Below are 14,570 nucleotides of genomic sequence, written 5' to 3'. Positions count from 1 at the left end.
ATGGCCGCTGCCGCAGAAAAAACCGTTGATCTTGCAAGCGCCATGGTCATGGAGCCCGTGGCGGCTGCCGATTGGCTGGTGATTGCCCCCGTCGTCATCCCGCTCGTCTTTGGTGCCGCGCTGCTGATGTTCCGCAAGGAAACCTGGCAGCACGCAAGCGTTTCGGTCGTCGCCTTCGCCTTGCTTGCGCTTGCCGATGCGGGCCTGCTCTGGCACGTCTTGCAGAACGGGCCCGTTGTCATGACGATGGGCCGCTGGCTTCCGCCTTTCGGCATCACCTTCCAGGCCGATGTGCTGGGCGCCAGCCTTGCGGCGGCAGCCGGTATCGTCGCCTTTGCCGCCGTCCTGTTCTCAATCAGGGACATCGATACGACAGGGCGGCGCTACGGCTTCTACACGTTCTTCCTGCTGATGATGGCCGGTGTCCACGGCGCCTTCCTGACCGGAGACATCTTCAATCTCTATGTCTGGTTCGAGGTCCTGCTGATCGCCTCTTTCGGTCTTCTGGTTCTCGGTTCGGAGCACGAGCAGATCGACGGGGCGGTCAAGTACGCTTTTCTCAATCTTGTTGCCACAACGCTTTTCCTGATTTCCGTCGGCCTGCTTTACGGCTCCTTCGGCACGCTCAACATGGCCGACCTGACGATGAAGATCGCCGCCGGCGGCCATGACGCGCCGGTGATGACGCTGGCGACAATGTTCTTCTTCGCCTTCGCCATGAAGGCCGCGGCATTTCCGGTCAATTTCTGGCTCCCGGCGTCCTATCACACGCCACGCATCATCGTGTCGGCGCTGTTTGCCGGGCTGCTGACGAAGGTCGGCGTTTACGCCTTGCTGCGCGTGCTGGTCATGCTCTTTCCGGGCGAGCGCGACATGCTGGCCCTGCTCATCGCATGGGTGGCGGCCTTCACCATGGTGCTGGGCATATTGGGCGCGCTGGCCCAGTCCGACCTGCGCCGCGCCATGGGCTTCGTCGTCATTTCGGGCATCGGCGTCATGCTGGCCGGCCTTGCGCTTGGCAGCGAACTCGGCCTTGCCGCCGCCATCTTCTATGCCGTTCACTCGATGATCGCCATGACGGCCATCTACATGCTGGTCGGGCTGATGGGGGAGGCGGCCGGATCGGTCTCTCTGCACAGCATTGCCGGGTTGTATCGCGCGCATCCCTTCATGGCGGCACTGGCGCTGGTCCTGTTTTTCGCCGTGGCGGGGTTGCCGCCCTTTTCCGGCCTCTGGCCGAAGGTCTTCGTGGTCAAGGCATCGCTTGATGTGGGTGCCTGGTGGCTGGCCTTCGCGGTGCTGCTCACCGGCCTGCTGACAACGATCACGCTCGGGCGCATCTTCGCGCTCGCCTTCTGGCGTAACAGGGCCGGCGAACCCGCCAGCATGGTGCCCGGCGAGCCGTTGACATGGGGTGCCTACGCGCCGGTTCTCATTCTCACCGCGGCGGTCGTGGCGATCGGTTTCTGGCCGCAGCCGTTGCTGGATATTGCCAATGCGGCGGCGCGCACCATCCTGTTCCCGTCCGGTTATGTCGACGCAGTCCTGCCGGGAGGTGGCGCATGAACCTCTACCTGATCAACATTCTGCTGGCATTGACCTGGGGCCTGATGTCCGGTTCCTTCTCGCTGGTCAATCTCGTCTTCGGCTTCGTTCTGGGCATGGGCGCGCTCTACCTCATCCGCGAGCAGGTCGGTTCGCTGGGTTATTTCCAGCGCGCCGGCCGTGTGCTCTCGCTCGCCATGCTTTTCTTCTATGAGCTTGTTCTTTCGGCCTGGAAGGTGGCGGTCATGGTCATGTCGCCCGACATGAAGCTGAAGCCGGGAATCTTTGCCTATCCCCTCAAGGTGGATCGCGATTTCGAGATCACGCTGCTGGCAAACCTGATCACGCTGACACCCGGCACGCTATCGGTGGACGTGTCGGAAGACCGCTCGATCCTTTATGTCCACGCCATCGATTGTTCCGATCCCGATTCCACCCGCGCCGACATCGCCGAGGGTTTCGAGCGCAAGATCATGGAGGCGTTTCGATGAACGTGCATGAGACGTTTCTCGACATTGCCGAACTCGTGTCTCTGGGCCTGCTCAGCGCGGCCTTTCTGTTGACGGTCTATCGCGTCGTGCGCGGCCCCACGCTGCCGGACCGGATCCTTGGCCTGGACATGCTGGTCGCCGCCGCAATCGGCTTCATCGCGGTGATCGGCATCCGGACCGGTTACACGCTTTACGTCGATATCGCGATTGCCCTGGGCCTTGTGGGTTTCCTTGCCACCGTGGCCTTCGCCCGCTTCGTGCTGGCGCGGGGCAGGACGGAAGGGGTGCAGCAGGCCACTGCCGCCAAAGAAACCGGGAGCGATGCATGATCGAGATCCTTGCCAATTACCTGACCGGGCTTTTACTTATCATTGGATCAGCTTTTTCTTTGGTTGCCGCGATCGGAATCAACCGCTTGCCCGATGTCTACAGCCGCATGCATGCCGCTTCCAAGGCCGGAACACTGGGTTCCGGCCTCATGCTCATCGCCTTGGCGATCTATGCCGAGGATGCCGGAACGACCTTGCGCGCGCTCGCCGGAGTGGTGTTTTTTCTGCTGACAGCGCCCATTTCCTCGCATTTGCTGGCGAAAGCTGCCTATGCGGTGGGCTATCCCATGTGGAAAGGCACTGTTCTCGATGAAATGCCGCCGGAGGCCCGGGTCAACCGCGAGCGTTAAAAAACCGGGCCTCTGCAGATCCTGCCCCCCGCGAATTCGCCCCCGAATTATTTAGGGAAAGTTCATATTTGTTGGCTTTTGTGCAACAATCTTTCCGTGCACGACTTTGCTTATGCGCTGTTTAGCAAAGCGCAGCTTGCGAGAAACTATATTCGAAAAAGAATGTGATAATTCTAGTCTTGCATTTTTTATGAAAGCGGCAATATAAGAACGCAGCATTCGTGAATCATTGCGTTGTGCCCGAGGGGCCAATTCGCTCTTGCGATGCAAATAAGAAGAAATCTCCGAACAACTGGGGCAAGCAATATGGAAAATTCACCTGTACCCGAGTCATCGGGCGACAACCTGATCGAACTGACCGCCGATGTAGTGGCCGCCTATGTCAGCAACAACGTGGTTCCGGTTACGGAATTGCCGGTCCTGATTGCCGATGTTCACGCCGCCCTTGGCCGCGCCGGTGGCGCCCGCATCGAGGCTGCGCAGGCGACGGAAAAGCAGAAGCCGGCGGTCAACCCGAAGAAGTCCGTGCACGACGACTTCATCGTCTGCCTGGAAGACGGCAAGAAGTTCAAGTCGCTCAAGCGCCATCTCATGACCCATTACGGTCTGACGCCGGAAGCTTACCGCGAGAAGTGGGGCCTCGATCCCAACTATCCGATGGTCGCGCCGAACTATGCTGCGGCACGGTCGCGTCTCGCCAAGGAAATGGGCCTCGGCCGCAAGCCGAAGGGCAAGTAAGCAATCGCATCTTCTGAATTCCGGAAGCCGGGCGCAAGACGATGCGCTCGGCTTTTTGCTGTCCGGCCTTTGCGCGCCCTGCGAGGTCGCGAAACGGCTCTCGCCGCTTGCCTCTGCACCGGCGTCTAGACTTGCGGCCCAGCCTCTTCCATCCGGTCTCGAAGCCGTTTCAGGGCAATATGGCGGTTGAGATCGTAGCTCCAGTGGCCCTGCAATCCTTTCAGCCGTTCCTTTTCCAGCAGCCGGTTCAAACGCGTGCGTTCCAGGCCTGCTGATTTCCCGGATCCTTGCATCGCCGGCACATCGAAGCCGTATGCCGTCGCAATGGCGACTGTACCGGCATGCAGCCTTTCCTGTTCCTTGCGCTTCCGGAAGGCGCGCACTTGCGCCGCGAGATCATCCATACCCGGCCTCCTTGTGTCTTGGCTGCCAGATCATGCGCGCCGCTTTCGGATGCGTGGACAGGCGAAAGCTGTTTTTCGGGATTCTTGCAACCAAAAATGTTCATGGTCTGTTCACGTCTGCGCCAGTTCCGCTATAAGGAAAATATACCTGTACGAAGGGAGTGCGGAACGTGGCGCAGGCGTTGAAGACCGATACGGAAGACACCAGGGCGGCAGGATGGACGGCCGCCATTTGCGAACAACAGCCGTTGACGGCCTTGAGCCGGTTCCGGTTGCCTGCACCGCTGCCCAAGCGGCGCGATGAATATGCAGCGGCTGTCTGCGACGGGATGATTGATCTGGCCGCTGAACTTTTCAATGTGCCCGGCCGGGAGCTGCGTGCGCCGGGCCGCAATGTCACCGCGGTCGTGCGTGTGCGCCAACTGGCCATGTATGTGGCCCATGTCGCCCTGCAATTGACCATGGGTGAAGTCGGGAAGGGCTTCGGAAGGGACCGCACCACGGTGGTTCATGCCTGCCACCTGATCGAGGATTTGCGCGACGATGCCGATTTCGATGCCGTTGCCAGCCGGCTTGAGCGCGCTGCCACATGCTTGTTCGGCCGGGCGGATGAAGATCGGAGCGCATGAGATGAGCCAAACCGATCTGCATTTGCTCCGCCTTCTCAGATGTTTGCGCAAGCAGGGCCTGCGCCCTGAACAGGGGGCTGGGGCGGGCAGGGTCACGCTGCCCGGACCGTCCGGCGGTGTGCTCTGCTTCCGCCGCGCAACGCTGGAAGAAGCCCGCCGCGCCGGCCTGGTCCGTCTGTCGCCCGACGGTCTGCTCCATCTTTCACCAGGCGGGCGCAGGCGGCTGGTTTCGTCAGAGAGCCTGCCGTCCGGGGAGGGGGACCGGACGACCGCGCCCGCGGGTGCCCTCCGGATCAACGCGGCGGAATCGCCGCTTGCGCTTCTCGCGCGGCGCAAGGGCAAGGATGGCCAGCCGTTCCTCACGGCGGGGGAAGCCGAGGCGGGCGAACGGTTGCGGCTTGATTGCGAAAAGGCGCGGCTCAGCCCGCGCCTGGGCCCCGCTTGGGATTCAGGCGCGGCGGCGGGCCGCGGCGGCGGCGCACGCTGCGGCCCGGAAGATCTGACTGCCGCGGCCATGGATGCGCGGCGCCGTGTCGGCAGGGCGCTCGACGCGGCAGGACCCGAACTCTCCGGCCTGTTGCTTGATGTCTGCTTTTTCCTGAAGGGTCTGGAGCAGGTGGAAATGGAACGGCAATGGCCCCGGCGTTCCGCCAAGCTCCTGCTCAAGACAGGGCTTGCGCTGCTTGCCCGCCACTACGGAACCGTTCCCCGCGCGACCCGGCCATCGCAAGCGATCCTGCACTGGGGGGCTGAGGATTTCAGGCCCGCATTGCGAAGCGGGGGCGGACAGGATCAGACCGGGTGAACAGGCAGTCTCGGCCCAAAGGGCAAGGCTGGCGCGCCGGGGCGCTCAGCCCTCCAGCCTTGTCTCCGCTTCCTTGCGGATGCGCTGGATCATCGCGCGAACGCCATTGGCCCGCTGCGGCGTAAGATGCTCGTCAAGGCCGAGTTCGCGCAATGTCCCTTCCGCATCCGTGGCGAGGATTTCGCTGGCATGCTTGCCCGAATGCAGTGCGATCATGATGGCCACGAGGCCCCGTACGATATGGGCGTCGGAATCCGCGCGCAAGGTGATGACCGGGTCCGGACCAGAACCGGCATCGGTGACCAGCCACACCTGACTGACGCAGCCCTGGACCTTGTTGGCGTCGTTGTGCTCGTCATCGCTGATCGGCGGCAATTCGCGGCCGAGGTCGATCACGTAGCGGTATCTGTCTTCCCAATCGTCGAGAAACGAAAAGTCCTCTCGGATGGAATCGATGCTGGGCAGGGTCTTTGTTCCGGTCATGGCAGGCATATAGCGCACCCGCTGGCGGGATTGAACAGCCCATGGCGCCCAGGTGCAAGAAAAGACGTCGCGAAAGCGGGAAAGGCATGCGCGGAGGCGCTGCCCGGGTCATTGTTCCGGCAAGACCACCGGGCGCGTGCATGACCCGGCGGTCGTCCCGCGCGGGTGCGGTTCAATTGGCGACGGTGCCGGTATGGATGGTCTCGTCGGGCGCCGGCGCATTCTGGCCGATGGCCTCATAGGCCGCACGGGCAGCAACGCGGGCCCGCTCACTCACCGTCGAGATCAGCTCCCGGCCGCGTTCGCATGCTTCGGGATTGCGCTCGCACATCTGGCTCAGGTCGGTCACCATCTCGCGCACGGTGGTAACGGCCTCCACCGGGCTCGCCATATCCACAGGCGTCATGGACCCGTCTCCATCGAGGGGAATGACAAGCAGGATCAGCGCACCCCAGAATGCCAATCGCAACAAAGTGAACATTGAACAGCCCTTTCGCGGTTCTGGCCGCGTTTCTCGTTTTCACCGGACGCGGCTCGATGAACACGCAAGTGCTAGGGCAAGGATGCAAAGGCCGGTTTGCAGCCGGGCGCGGCATTTGACCTGTTTTTGATTCAAATCCCGCAAGAACGCCTTTATCTCAAATTCGACTAAAATCGAGCCACCCGGATACGCCCGTCGTGAACGATGCAAGTCGTTGATTTGGCGCTCGGTCCGGTCTTGCACCAGTCCATGGGCGGCCTGCCGCGCGGCCTTTCAGCGTCTTTACGCGCCATTAACCATGATCCCGATTGCGTGTCTTTTCACCGATGGCAGGCGATATCCGCGCTTTCATCCCCGCCGGCTTATCCTTTCCTTAAAGCATAGGTGGCAGTTTCGGGTGAGCCCTCGGGCGCGCGTATTCAAGAGTATCGGGTACCCCCTCAGTGACCGAACCGCAGACACATTCACCGGACTGGAGCGAAAGCCTGAAGAGCCTCGGCGAGCGCCTGGTTCATGCCAGCGTGACGGACGCCGGCGAACGGGACGCGCAATTGCGCCTCTTCGCGGTCGCCCTTGCATCGCAGCCGTTGATCGCCTTCGCCGTTTTTTCAGCCGTATCGGGTGCTTTGCCCGTGGCCTATGTGCTGGCCATGGCCGGCCTGGCCGCCGGAACGGCGCTTGCCGCTGCCTGTGCCGTTTCGATGAGCGGAAACTCCGTATTCGCCGGTATTGCCGGCCTGCTTGTCCTGTCCGTGCTTTGCGCCACCGCCATTGCGGCGGGGGGCGGCATGGCCGGTCCCATGGCGGTCCTCGCCGCCGTGCCGGCCGCGGAAGCCTGGTGGGTGCGCCGGAGCCGCGGCGCCCTCATCACGGGTGCCGCCTTCTCTGCCAGCGTCATGGCCGCGCAGGCGCTGTTGGGCCCGCTTGGGACGCAGGCCGCGCCGGCCTGGCTCGTCATCCCGCCGCTGCTGTGGATCGCGACCCTGCTTGTCCGGCTGAATATCGCGCAAGGCGGCCACTTCAAGGCACGGCAGGAAGCCGAGGAAGCCGCGGCCCAGGCGGACCTGCTGCCCGTTGTCGTGTTGCATCTGGATCGTGACGGCCTGGTCGAAAGCGCGTCCGCAAGGGCGCGGTCGGTTCTGGGGCTGCATCCCGGTCTCCTGCTGGGGGATGGCCTCTTCAAGCGCTTGCACGTGACCGATCGTGTCTCTTGGCTGACCGCCGTTGCGGACCTGCGCGACGGCGCGTCCGGCGGCGAGGCGGTGCTGCGCATCCGGCTGCCGGAACGCGGTGACGCCGAAGCGCCGGCCATGCAGGCTTTCCACGCCCGCTTCGCCCGTGCGCGCAACGGAGACATGATCGTCTTCCTGGCCGATGACAGCCGCAACGAGGATCTGCGCCGCCAACTGGAAACCGTACGCGAGAATGCCGAGAGCGGTTCCATGGCGAAAAACCGCTTCCTGGCCTCTGTTAGCCACGAATTGCGCACACCCCTCAACGCGATCATCGGCTTCGCCGACATACTGGACCAGGAACTGTTCGGCGGTTTCGAGGATGCGCGCCAGAAGGAATATGTCGGCCTGATCTCCCGGTCGGGTCAGCACCTGCTATCGGTTGTCAATGCCATTCTCGATGTCTCCAAGATCGAATCCGGCACCTATGCCATTCACGCCGAAGCCTTTGATTTCGCGGAAGCGGCGGCCATGCCCTGCTCGATTGCCGAGCAGCAGGCAGCGCCCAAGCGCATTACCCTTGTCACGTCCCTCGCGCCGAAGATGGACGAACTTGTGGCCGACCGTCGCGCGGTCCAGCAAATCCTTATCAATCTCCTGTCCAATGCCGTGAAGTTCACGCCGGAGGGCGGTCAGGTGACCCTTGGCGCACGGCGCGCCGGCGATCATTTCACCTTCTGGGTCAACGACACAGGCATCGGCATTGCCGAACAGGATCTGAAGCGGCTCGGGCAGCCGTTCATGCAGGTCCAGAACGATTACACCCGGCAGTTCGAAGGCACCGGCCTCGGTCTCTCGCTGGTCAAGGGGCTGGTCCAGCTCCATGGCGGCATGATAGCCATCGACAGCGCGCCGGGGGAGGGAACCTGCGTTTCGATCACGCTGCCGGCAACCGGTGTCAGGAATGCGCCCCATCGCCTGCCTGACGCCGCAAGAGAGGAGGAGCGGACCAGCCATGCCCCGTATCGCAAGACAGCCTGATCTGGATCCGGGTCTCGCCGACGTGTTCAATGCGGCAGCAGGTTCGCTGGGTGCGTTCGTGCTGCGCAATCCTGTTGTTGTCGGTGGAGCCGCGGCATTCGCGGTGACGCTGTTCTTCGTCACTGCCAATGCGGTGTGGTACCAGCCGGGAGCCCATGGCTCGCCGCTCTTCGCCACCCGCGATTTCTCCGGCTATCGCGCGCCTGAACCCGTCGACCCGGTTTTTCAGGAAAGCCGCTCGCGCATCGTCATTCGCGATGACGCGCAGCCAGCGCGGCCCGCCCCTGTCGAGGGCGATCCCCAACTGGCCCGCGTCCAGTCCGTCCTTGCCGGGCTGAAGCTTTACGATGGCGCGGTCGACGGCCTGAACGGGCCGAAGACGCGCGAGGCGGTCATGACCTATCAACGCATCATCGGCCTTCCGGCGACCGGTGAAGTGTCGCCGCAACTCCTGGCCCAACTGGATGGCCGCACGGTGGCGGTTGCAAACATACCGGACAATGTTTCGCTGGAGCCGACAGGCGCCGTGCCCGCGCCCACTCCGCGCCCTGACATGGTGAAGCGGGAAGAGGCCGCGCAAGCTGCCGCGCCAGCACCGGTCCCGCTGCCGGAACCGGCTGTGCTGCAGGAGGCGGCGGGGGCAGAACGGATCAAGCGCGTGCAGGCGGGTTTGCGCAGCTTCGGCAATGATCACATCGTCATCGACGGCCTGACAGGTGCCAGGACCCGCAGCGCGATCCTGGAATTCCAGACGCTGTTCGGCCTTCCGGAAACCGGCGAAGCCGATGATGCGGTGATTTCCAAGATGCGGGAAATCGGCCTCATCAACTGACACGGGCCGGCCGCGACCGGCCGCCGCCATAAACGGATAGCGGACATGCCATGCGCCTGACCTCTGAAATCTGGGTGTCCGCCCTGGTGCGCCGCGTCTTCGCCCAGGGCGGTTTCGCCGCTATCGAGCGGCGGGGCGCAATGGAAGCCGGAGCCATCTTCATCAAGTGGAGAGACAGGGACGGAGGGCTGCGCCTGTTCGCCCCGGCCCCCCAGGCCGGCTATGGCGAGGAGCGCCCCCAGGAGCGCATGTTCGTTGCCGTGGACCTGGACGGCGACCCCTTCGCCGCCGATGACCGGCTTGCCCGTGAACTGCGTTTCGACCCCGATCTCTGGATTGTCGAGATTGAGCCGGCGCACGAGCCGGAGGAACCCTTTTTCCCGGTCACGACGCCCTGAGGCTTGGCGCCCGCTTGTCGTCATTGCGCTCTGCTTCGCGCTCATGGCCCGTAAACCGTTCGCGGCGCGCTGCCTCGTCCGATTCGTCGCGCCATGCCGCCACCCGGTCGCGCGCCGCATCGATGGCGGTATTCCGGTAGCGCGCCAGGAAGCGGGCCACGGAACTGCGCCGGGCGAAGGCGCCGGGCCATAGCGCGGCGGCAATGACGAAGGCTTCCTCGGCGAGCAGCGGGATGGAGCGCAGCGCCATGATAAGGCCCGCCTGGCCCTCTTCCTCCACAATGGCGGCGGCCTTCGGATGGGGCAGCTCCAGCGCGTCGGCGAGCGCGGTGGTGAAGAAGGCCGGATTGTCCATCAGCGCCGTCGGCTGCAACCGCGATTGCGGGGATTTCTGCGCAGGGGTGACGGTTTCGGGAAGCATTGGCCGGCCGGAATTGGCCGCCATGGCACCGCGCAGCGCCGCACGCACATCCTCCAGTGATCCGTTGTGGACGGCGCGTGCGGGCCTGGCCGCAACGGCCGTGTCGCGGCCGGCCGGCGAAGCGGCGGCCTGCATGGCTGGCTCGTCGATCTTCGCGGCCCCGCCCTCGTTTTCGGCTTGCTGGATATAGACCGACAGCAACGCGCGCAGCGGCGGTTCCAGATCCGTGCGCTGGGCGAGGAGGCGGGCGTGGGCGATGCCATGGCGGGCGATAAGGGGCGGGATGTCGCGCGCTTGCAGCACCGGCGATCTGGCAAGCAGGGGGGCTGCGACGCCGGCGGGCTCGTTGGCCAGTTTCCAGACGAGTTCGCGCGGGGCGAAGGCATTGCCGGCGATCATGACGGCGGCGTGCCGTTTCGCCGATTCCGGCACCCGGTCATAAAGCGCCAGCGAGAGGTCCTGGAATTGCTGTACCTCGGTCTTGGTCGGGCGCGACAGCGAGGCGAAGGCACTGGAAGACGCCCTGAAAAGCTGGCAGGCGCGGCTGCCGGCCCTTGGTGTTTCCAGCCTGCGGAAATCGTTGTTGAGGGCATTGGCGTCGGACATCGGATCACGCTGTACTCGTTGCCGGCCGCAGATACAGGAGCGGCCGCTTTACACATTGTGCGAAATTGCACCAAATCCGTTAGCAAGTTGTTAACCGCGCTCTGGCCTGATGACGGTCGTGAATGTGCCCCCGCGTATTGGTTTGGGAACCGGACGGAGACGGGTAATGGCAACGATCCTGACTTTCTCGACGCACAGCCGGCCATCGGCAAGACGGATGCGCGACAAGCCTGCAAAGGTCATCATCTTTCCCGGTGTGCGCTATGAACGCATGGCGGCGGTGATGGCGGCGGCCACGGCTTCGCAGGCAAAGACGCCACGCAAGGCACCGCTGCGCTGACCGCCTGTCTATTGGAGCGGGTAGGGCGCGCAGGCCGCCCCGTCCAGCATGGCACTTGCCGCCTGGCGGTTGCCGGGATCGGGCTCGAAAAGCCTGAGGACAACCATGCCCCGGCTCAGGTCCGCTTCCACGAAGATGGAGTCGGCAAAGGCGTCCGGCAGATCCTTGCGCAATTCCACCATCTGCACCGGCGTGGCAATGGCCAGATCCAGCGCGCCGGATGAGGAATTCCTGTCATTGAAGGAATAGATGCTCTGTCCCCGGTCGTTGAAGATGGAGACCGACCAGAAGCGCAGGTCGAGCTCCGCCGTGACATGGACCGGGCCGCCCCCCAGGTCGAAGCGGCAGGCGGCAATCGCGAATTCCGGATCATGCACCTCGATCACCCCTGACGATGACCGCCCGGCGGGCTCGACAAGGGCGAAGTCATGCTCCGGGCCGAGCGCTGCGATCCGGCTCCAGGCGTCATTGCTGGCAAAATGGGGAACGAGCAGCAGCGCCGCGATGTGAACGATGCCTGCGCCGGCAAGCCCGAGGGCGATGGCGTGAAAGAGCCTACCCATCGCAGCCCTCGTTCAGGATTTGCGGCATGGCGATTTCGCGCGCGGCCGTGCTGGCGGAAATTTCCCCGTCATAGAAGGTCATCACCAGATGAAACCCTGGCGGTGCCGAAAGCGCCAGCCAGTTGCCGGGCGCGGGCCGGCGCGACACATGGATGCTGACCGAGCCGTCGCTGTTGTAGAGGACGTCCCGCGAGTGGCGCGCCGATGGCAGCAGCGGCCCGGCATGGACCGGGCGCATCCGCTGGTCCGCCACATGGACCGTCCATAGCCGCGCCGGCGGCAGGCCGCCCTCGATCCGGTAGCGGCACTCGGGGCGCAGCGGGTCGCCGGCGGTGTCGCGGCGCGCGCTGAAGGCCACGCCTTCTCCCGCACCCAGCGGCAATTCCGCGTTCCGTGCGATCCGGGCCTTGGTGTAGGGATCGGCGCCCGGCGTTCCGGCCTGCACATAGGCGATCCAGGGGCCGACCTGCAGCGCGCCCGGCCGCCATTCCGAATTCATCAGCGCCCAGACACTCCAGCCGCCGCCGCCGAATGCGATGGCAAGGGCGAGCGCGGCCAGGATGAGGTTTCTGATCATGGGGGCCGTTTCGCAGGGCGCAAGGGGTTCTTCGGGGCTTGGTCAGGGTTTATCCGAGGCGCCTTGCCGCTGGCAAGCGCTACGTCTCAGCGCCGGGCCGTACCGGAAGTGTCGGTCGGATCGATCGCGGTCAGTCGGGCGGAGGGCGCGGGGCCGGGCAGGGGGGCGGCCCTGCTGAAACGCTCTGCAAGCGCCCGCAGCACCCTGGCACTGTCGGCCGAAAGCACCAGCGGACGCTCATTGCCCGGCGCACCGTCTTCACCCGCCACGGCCGTGCCGTCTTCGGGCTTGTCCGGGGCGTCGGGAACCGGCCGTCCGGCTCCGGGAATGGCCTTCAGTTCGATTCCCTGGTGGGCATATTCCATCACGCGTTTCCATGTCATGGCCGGCAGGGAACCGCCGGTAAGCCGGTTGGTTGGCGAATAGTCGTCATTGCCCATCCAGACGGCTGCCGTGAAATTGCCGGTGAACCCGACGAACCACGCATCGCGATAGGCCTGCGTCGTGCCTGTCTTGCCCGCGGCTGGCGTGAAGTCGAGCGCCGCCCGGCGCGCGGTGCCCCATTCGGGAATCTGGACGAGAATGGAATTCATCGATTCCACAGTCTTTTCCGACAGGACGCGCTCCGGTTCCGGTGCGTCGCGTGAATGATCGTACAGCACATCGCCGGAATAGGTCGTCAATTGCGTGATGCCGTGGCGCTTGCCGGCATAGCCGCCATCGGCGAACGTCAGATAGCCCGTCGACTGGTCAAGCACGGTCATGCCCGAAATGCCGAGCGCCATGGTCTTGTGGGTCGAGATTTCCGATTCCACGCCCATGGCCTGTGCCAGGGCCTTCACCGTCTTCGCGCCGCCGGGAATGTCGTCGCGCAGCATGCGCACGGGAACGGTATTGATGGATTTCACCAGCGCGGTTGTCAGCGGTACCCGCCCGGCATAGCCGCGAGAATAGTTCTGCGGCGACCACCGTCCCCACGAAATCGGCGCATCGGGGATGACCGTCTCCGGCGTCAGGCCGGCCTCCATGCCGGCGGCATAGACATAGGGCTTGAAGGAGGAGCCGGCCTGGCGCAGCGCCTTGGTGGCGCGGTTGAACTGGCTCTGGCCATAGTCCCTGCCGCCGACGATGGCGCGCACGGCCCCGTTGTTCTCCAGCACCACCATGGCGCATTGCTCCACCCTGTAGCTCTTGCCGAACTGGCGAAGGTGGAATTCGCAGGATTCCTCGGCAGCCTTCTGCAGGTTCATGTCGATGGTGGTACGCGCGATCAGCGCGTGATTCGGAATGCCGGCTGCCAGTTCCTTGACCTGCTCGAAGGCCCAGTCGAGATAATAGTCGGGCGTCTCGCCGCTTTCGCGGTCCACGGGTGTCGCCGGGTGCCGGCGCGCCGCGATCACCTGGCCCTCGGTGAAGAAGCCGCTTTGCACCAGGTTGGTCAGCACCTCGTTTGCCCGCGCGCGCGCGGCCGGGAGGTTGACATGCGGCGCATAACGCGCCGGCGCCTTGAACAGGCCTGCCAGCATGGCTGCTTCCGGCATCGTCAGGTCGGCGACATCCTTGTTGAAGTAGAATTCCGCCGCGGCCGCGATGCCGAACGTGCCGCCGCCCATGTAGGCGCGGTCGAGATAGAGCTGCAGGATCTCCTTCTTCGTCAGGTTTGCCTCCAGCCAGAGCGCCAGGAAGGCTTCCTTGATCTTGCGCTCGATGGTGCGCTCGTTGGAGAGGAACAGGTTCTTGGCCAATTGCTGGGTCAGCGTCGAGCCGCCCTGCACGACGGCATTGGCGCGGGCATTTTCGAACATGGCACGGGCAAGCCCGACCAGGTCGATGCCGAAATGCTCGAAAAAGCGGCGGTCCTCGGTGGCCAGCACCGACTTGATGACCACGTCGGGCATTTCGTCGACCGGCACGGAATCGCGCTGGAGAATGCCGCGCTTGCCGATCTCGTTGCCGTAGCGATCGAGGAAGGTGACGGCGTAATCGTCCTGAGCCCGCCAGTTTTTCGTCGTTTCCTCGAAGGCCGGCATGGCCAGCGCCAGCATGACCACGGACCCGGCAGCCCCGAGCGTGAAGCCTTCCGACAGCAGTTCGAAGACGCCGCGCCGCCAGCCGGTGGCGCGGAACCGGCGGAAGAAGATGGTGATGTTTTCCCAGGTTTCGGATGCCGAGAACTGCGCTTCATACAGGGTCGAATCGATCCACGCGTCGATCTCGAGCAACCGGGACGCCTTGGGACCTCTGGATTTTCGCTTCTCGAACGGGTTCTTCATGTCTTGTTGTCCACGCGGCGCCACGGCCTTGCGCGTGCTGCGAAATCGCCCCTTTCAGCTCGCCTGCACTCTTTCGCATTTGCCCGGTGACG

At 64.2% G+C, this 14,570-nt stretch carries 18 protein-coding genes; 11 read left to right on the top strand and 7 right to left on the bottom strand.

Going from position 1 to position 14,570, the window contains the following annotated elements; translation table 11 throughout:
* From R3D65_RS02820 to R3D65_RS02800, 5 genes are all read left to right on the top strand, one after another.
* The gene (locus R3D65_RS02820) at positions 1 to 1,566 is read left to right on the top strand and encodes a Na+/H+ antiporter subunit D (protein WP_371273712.1); all 1,566 of its coding nucleotides are present in this window, start codon (positions 1 to 3) and stop codon (positions 1,564 to 1,566) included.
* Positions 1,563 to 2,036, top strand: coding sequence for a Na+/H+ antiporter subunit E (locus R3D65_RS02815; RefSeq protein WP_371273711.1), 474 nt, complete (start codon positions 1,563 to 1,565; stop codon positions 2,034 to 2,036). The genes R3D65_RS02820 and R3D65_RS02815 overlap by 4 nt, the downstream gene beginning before the upstream one ends.
* Positions 2,033 to 2,365 (top strand): cation:proton antiporter, encoded by a 333-nt coding sequence (locus tag R3D65_RS02810; protein WP_371273710.1) that lies wholly within the window; start codon positions 2,033 to 2,035, stop codon positions 2,363 to 2,365. The genes R3D65_RS02815 and R3D65_RS02810 overlap by 4 nt, the downstream gene beginning before the upstream one ends.
* On the top strand, positions 2,362 to 2,715 hold the full coding sequence (gene mnhG, locus R3D65_RS02805) for a monovalent cation/H(+) antiporter subunit G (protein ID WP_371273709.1): 354 nt from the start codon (positions 2,362 to 2,364) through the stop codon (positions 2,713 to 2,715). Before R3D65_RS02810 ends, mnhG begins: the two co-directional genes overlap by 4 nt.
* Positions 2,716 to 3,021: 306 nt before the next feature.
* The gene (locus R3D65_RS02800) at positions 3,022 to 3,453 is read left to right on the top strand and encodes a MucR family transcriptional regulator (protein ID WP_371273708.1); all 432 of its coding nucleotides are present in this window, start codon (positions 3,022 to 3,024) and stop codon (positions 3,451 to 3,453) included.
* 125 nt (positions 3,454 to 3,578) lie between these two features.
* Here R3D65_RS02800 and R3D65_RS02795 read toward each other — a convergent pair whose 3' ends face one another.
* Complete coding sequence (locus R3D65_RS02795; RefSeq protein WP_371273707.1) at positions 3,579 to 3,857, bottom strand: cytoplasmic protein; 279 nt, start codon at positions 3,855 to 3,857, stop codon at positions 3,579 to 3,581.
* 170 nt (positions 3,858 to 4,027) lie between these two features.
* On the opposite strand from R3D65_RS02795, the gene R3D65_RS02790 reads away from it, so the two are divergent.
* Positions 4,028 to 4,486, top strand: a complete 459-nt coding sequence (locus R3D65_RS02790; RefSeq protein WP_371273706.1) for a helix-turn-helix domain-containing protein — start codon at positions 4,028 to 4,030, stop codon at positions 4,484 to 4,486.
* A gap of 1 nt (position 4,487) precedes the next feature.
* Positions 4,488 to 5,291 (top strand): DUF6456 domain-containing protein, encoded by an 804-nt coding sequence (locus R3D65_RS02785; RefSeq protein WP_371273705.1) that lies wholly within the window; start codon positions 4,488 to 4,490, stop codon positions 5,289 to 5,291.
* A 45-nt stretch (positions 5,292 to 5,336) separates the two neighbouring features.
* Here R3D65_RS02785 and R3D65_RS02780 read toward each other — a convergent pair whose 3' ends face one another.
* The gene (locus tag R3D65_RS02780) at positions 5,337 to 5,774 is read right to left on the bottom strand and encodes a SufE family protein (RefSeq protein ID WP_371273704.1); all 438 of its coding nucleotides are present in this window, start codon (positions 5,772 to 5,774) and stop codon (positions 5,337 to 5,339) included.
* A 172-nt stretch (positions 5,775 to 5,946) separates the two neighbouring features.
* Positions 5,947 to 6,180: a DUF5330 domain-containing protein gene (locus tag R3D65_RS02775; protein WP_371273703.1), complete on the bottom strand. Its 234-nt coding sequence runs from the start codon at positions 6,178 to 6,180 to the stop codon at positions 5,947 to 5,949.
* 518 nt (positions 6,181 to 6,698) lie between these two features.
* Here R3D65_RS02775 and R3D65_RS02770 point away from each other — a divergent pair.
* The 3 genes from R3D65_RS02770 to R3D65_RS02760 are packed head-to-tail and all read left to right on the top strand — an operon-like array spanning position 6,699 to position 9,698.
* Positions 6,699 to 8,468, top strand: a complete 1,770-nt coding sequence (locus tag R3D65_RS02770; protein ID WP_371273702.1) for a sensor histidine kinase — start codon at positions 6,699 to 6,701, stop codon at positions 8,466 to 8,468.
* Entirely contained in the window at positions 8,443 to 9,300 is an 858-nt protein-coding gene (locus R3D65_RS02765) for a peptidoglycan-binding protein (RefSeq protein WP_371273701.1), read from the top strand. The genes R3D65_RS02770 and R3D65_RS02765 overlap by 26 nt, the downstream gene beginning before the upstream one ends.
* 50 nt (positions 9,301 to 9,350) lie before the next feature.
* Positions 9,351 to 9,698, top strand: a complete 348-nt coding sequence (locus R3D65_RS02760; protein WP_371273700.1) for a DUF1491 family protein — start codon at positions 9,351 to 9,353, stop codon at positions 9,696 to 9,698.
* Here R3D65_RS02760 and R3D65_RS02755 read toward each other — a convergent pair.
* Positions 9,685 to 10,725 (bottom strand): hypothetical protein, encoded by a 1,041-nt coding sequence (locus R3D65_RS02755; RefSeq protein WP_371273699.1) that lies wholly within the window; start codon positions 10,723 to 10,725, stop codon positions 9,685 to 9,687. The two genes, R3D65_RS02760 and R3D65_RS02755, sit on opposite strands and share 14 nt — an antisense overlap.
* 166 nt (positions 10,726 to 10,891) lie before the next feature.
* On the opposite strand from R3D65_RS02755, the gene R3D65_RS02750 reads away from it, so the two are divergent.
* Positions 10,892 to 11,065 carry a hypothetical protein gene (locus tag R3D65_RS02750; protein ID WP_371273698.1) on the top strand — a complete coding sequence of 58 codons (174 nt, stop codon included), beginning with the start codon at positions 10,892 to 10,894 and terminating at the stop codon, positions 11,063 to 11,065.
* An 8-nt stretch (positions 11,066 to 11,073) separates the two neighbouring features.
* Here R3D65_RS02750 and R3D65_RS02745 read toward each other — a convergent pair whose 3' ends face one another.
* The 3 genes from R3D65_RS02745 to R3D65_RS02735 form a co-directional block, all read right to left on the bottom strand.
* Complete coding sequence (locus R3D65_RS02745; protein WP_371273697.1) at positions 11,074 to 11,628, bottom strand: DUF1254 domain-containing protein; 555 nt, start codon at positions 11,626 to 11,628, stop codon at positions 11,074 to 11,076.
* Entirely contained in the window at positions 11,621 to 12,205 is a 585-nt protein-coding gene (locus R3D65_RS02740; protein ID WP_371273696.1) for a DUF1214 domain-containing protein, read from the bottom strand. Before R3D65_RS02740 ends, R3D65_RS02745 begins: the two co-directional genes overlap by 8 nt.
* An 86-nt stretch (positions 12,206 to 12,291) precedes the next feature.
* Positions 12,292 to 14,478, bottom strand: a complete 2,187-nt coding sequence (locus R3D65_RS02735; protein ID WP_371273695.1) for a transglycosylase domain-containing protein — start codon at positions 14,476 to 14,478, stop codon at positions 12,292 to 12,294.
* Between the last annotated feature and the right edge of the window lie 92 nt (positions 14,479 to 14,570).

This window comes from Zhengella sp., assembly GCF_041397485.1.
Lineage (GTDB): Bacteria > Pseudomonadota > Alphaproteobacteria > Rhizobiales > Rhizobiaceae > Zhengella.
Note: the sequence above shows the minus strand (reverse complement) of the source record. Positions and strands in the feature narration are given on the sequence as shown.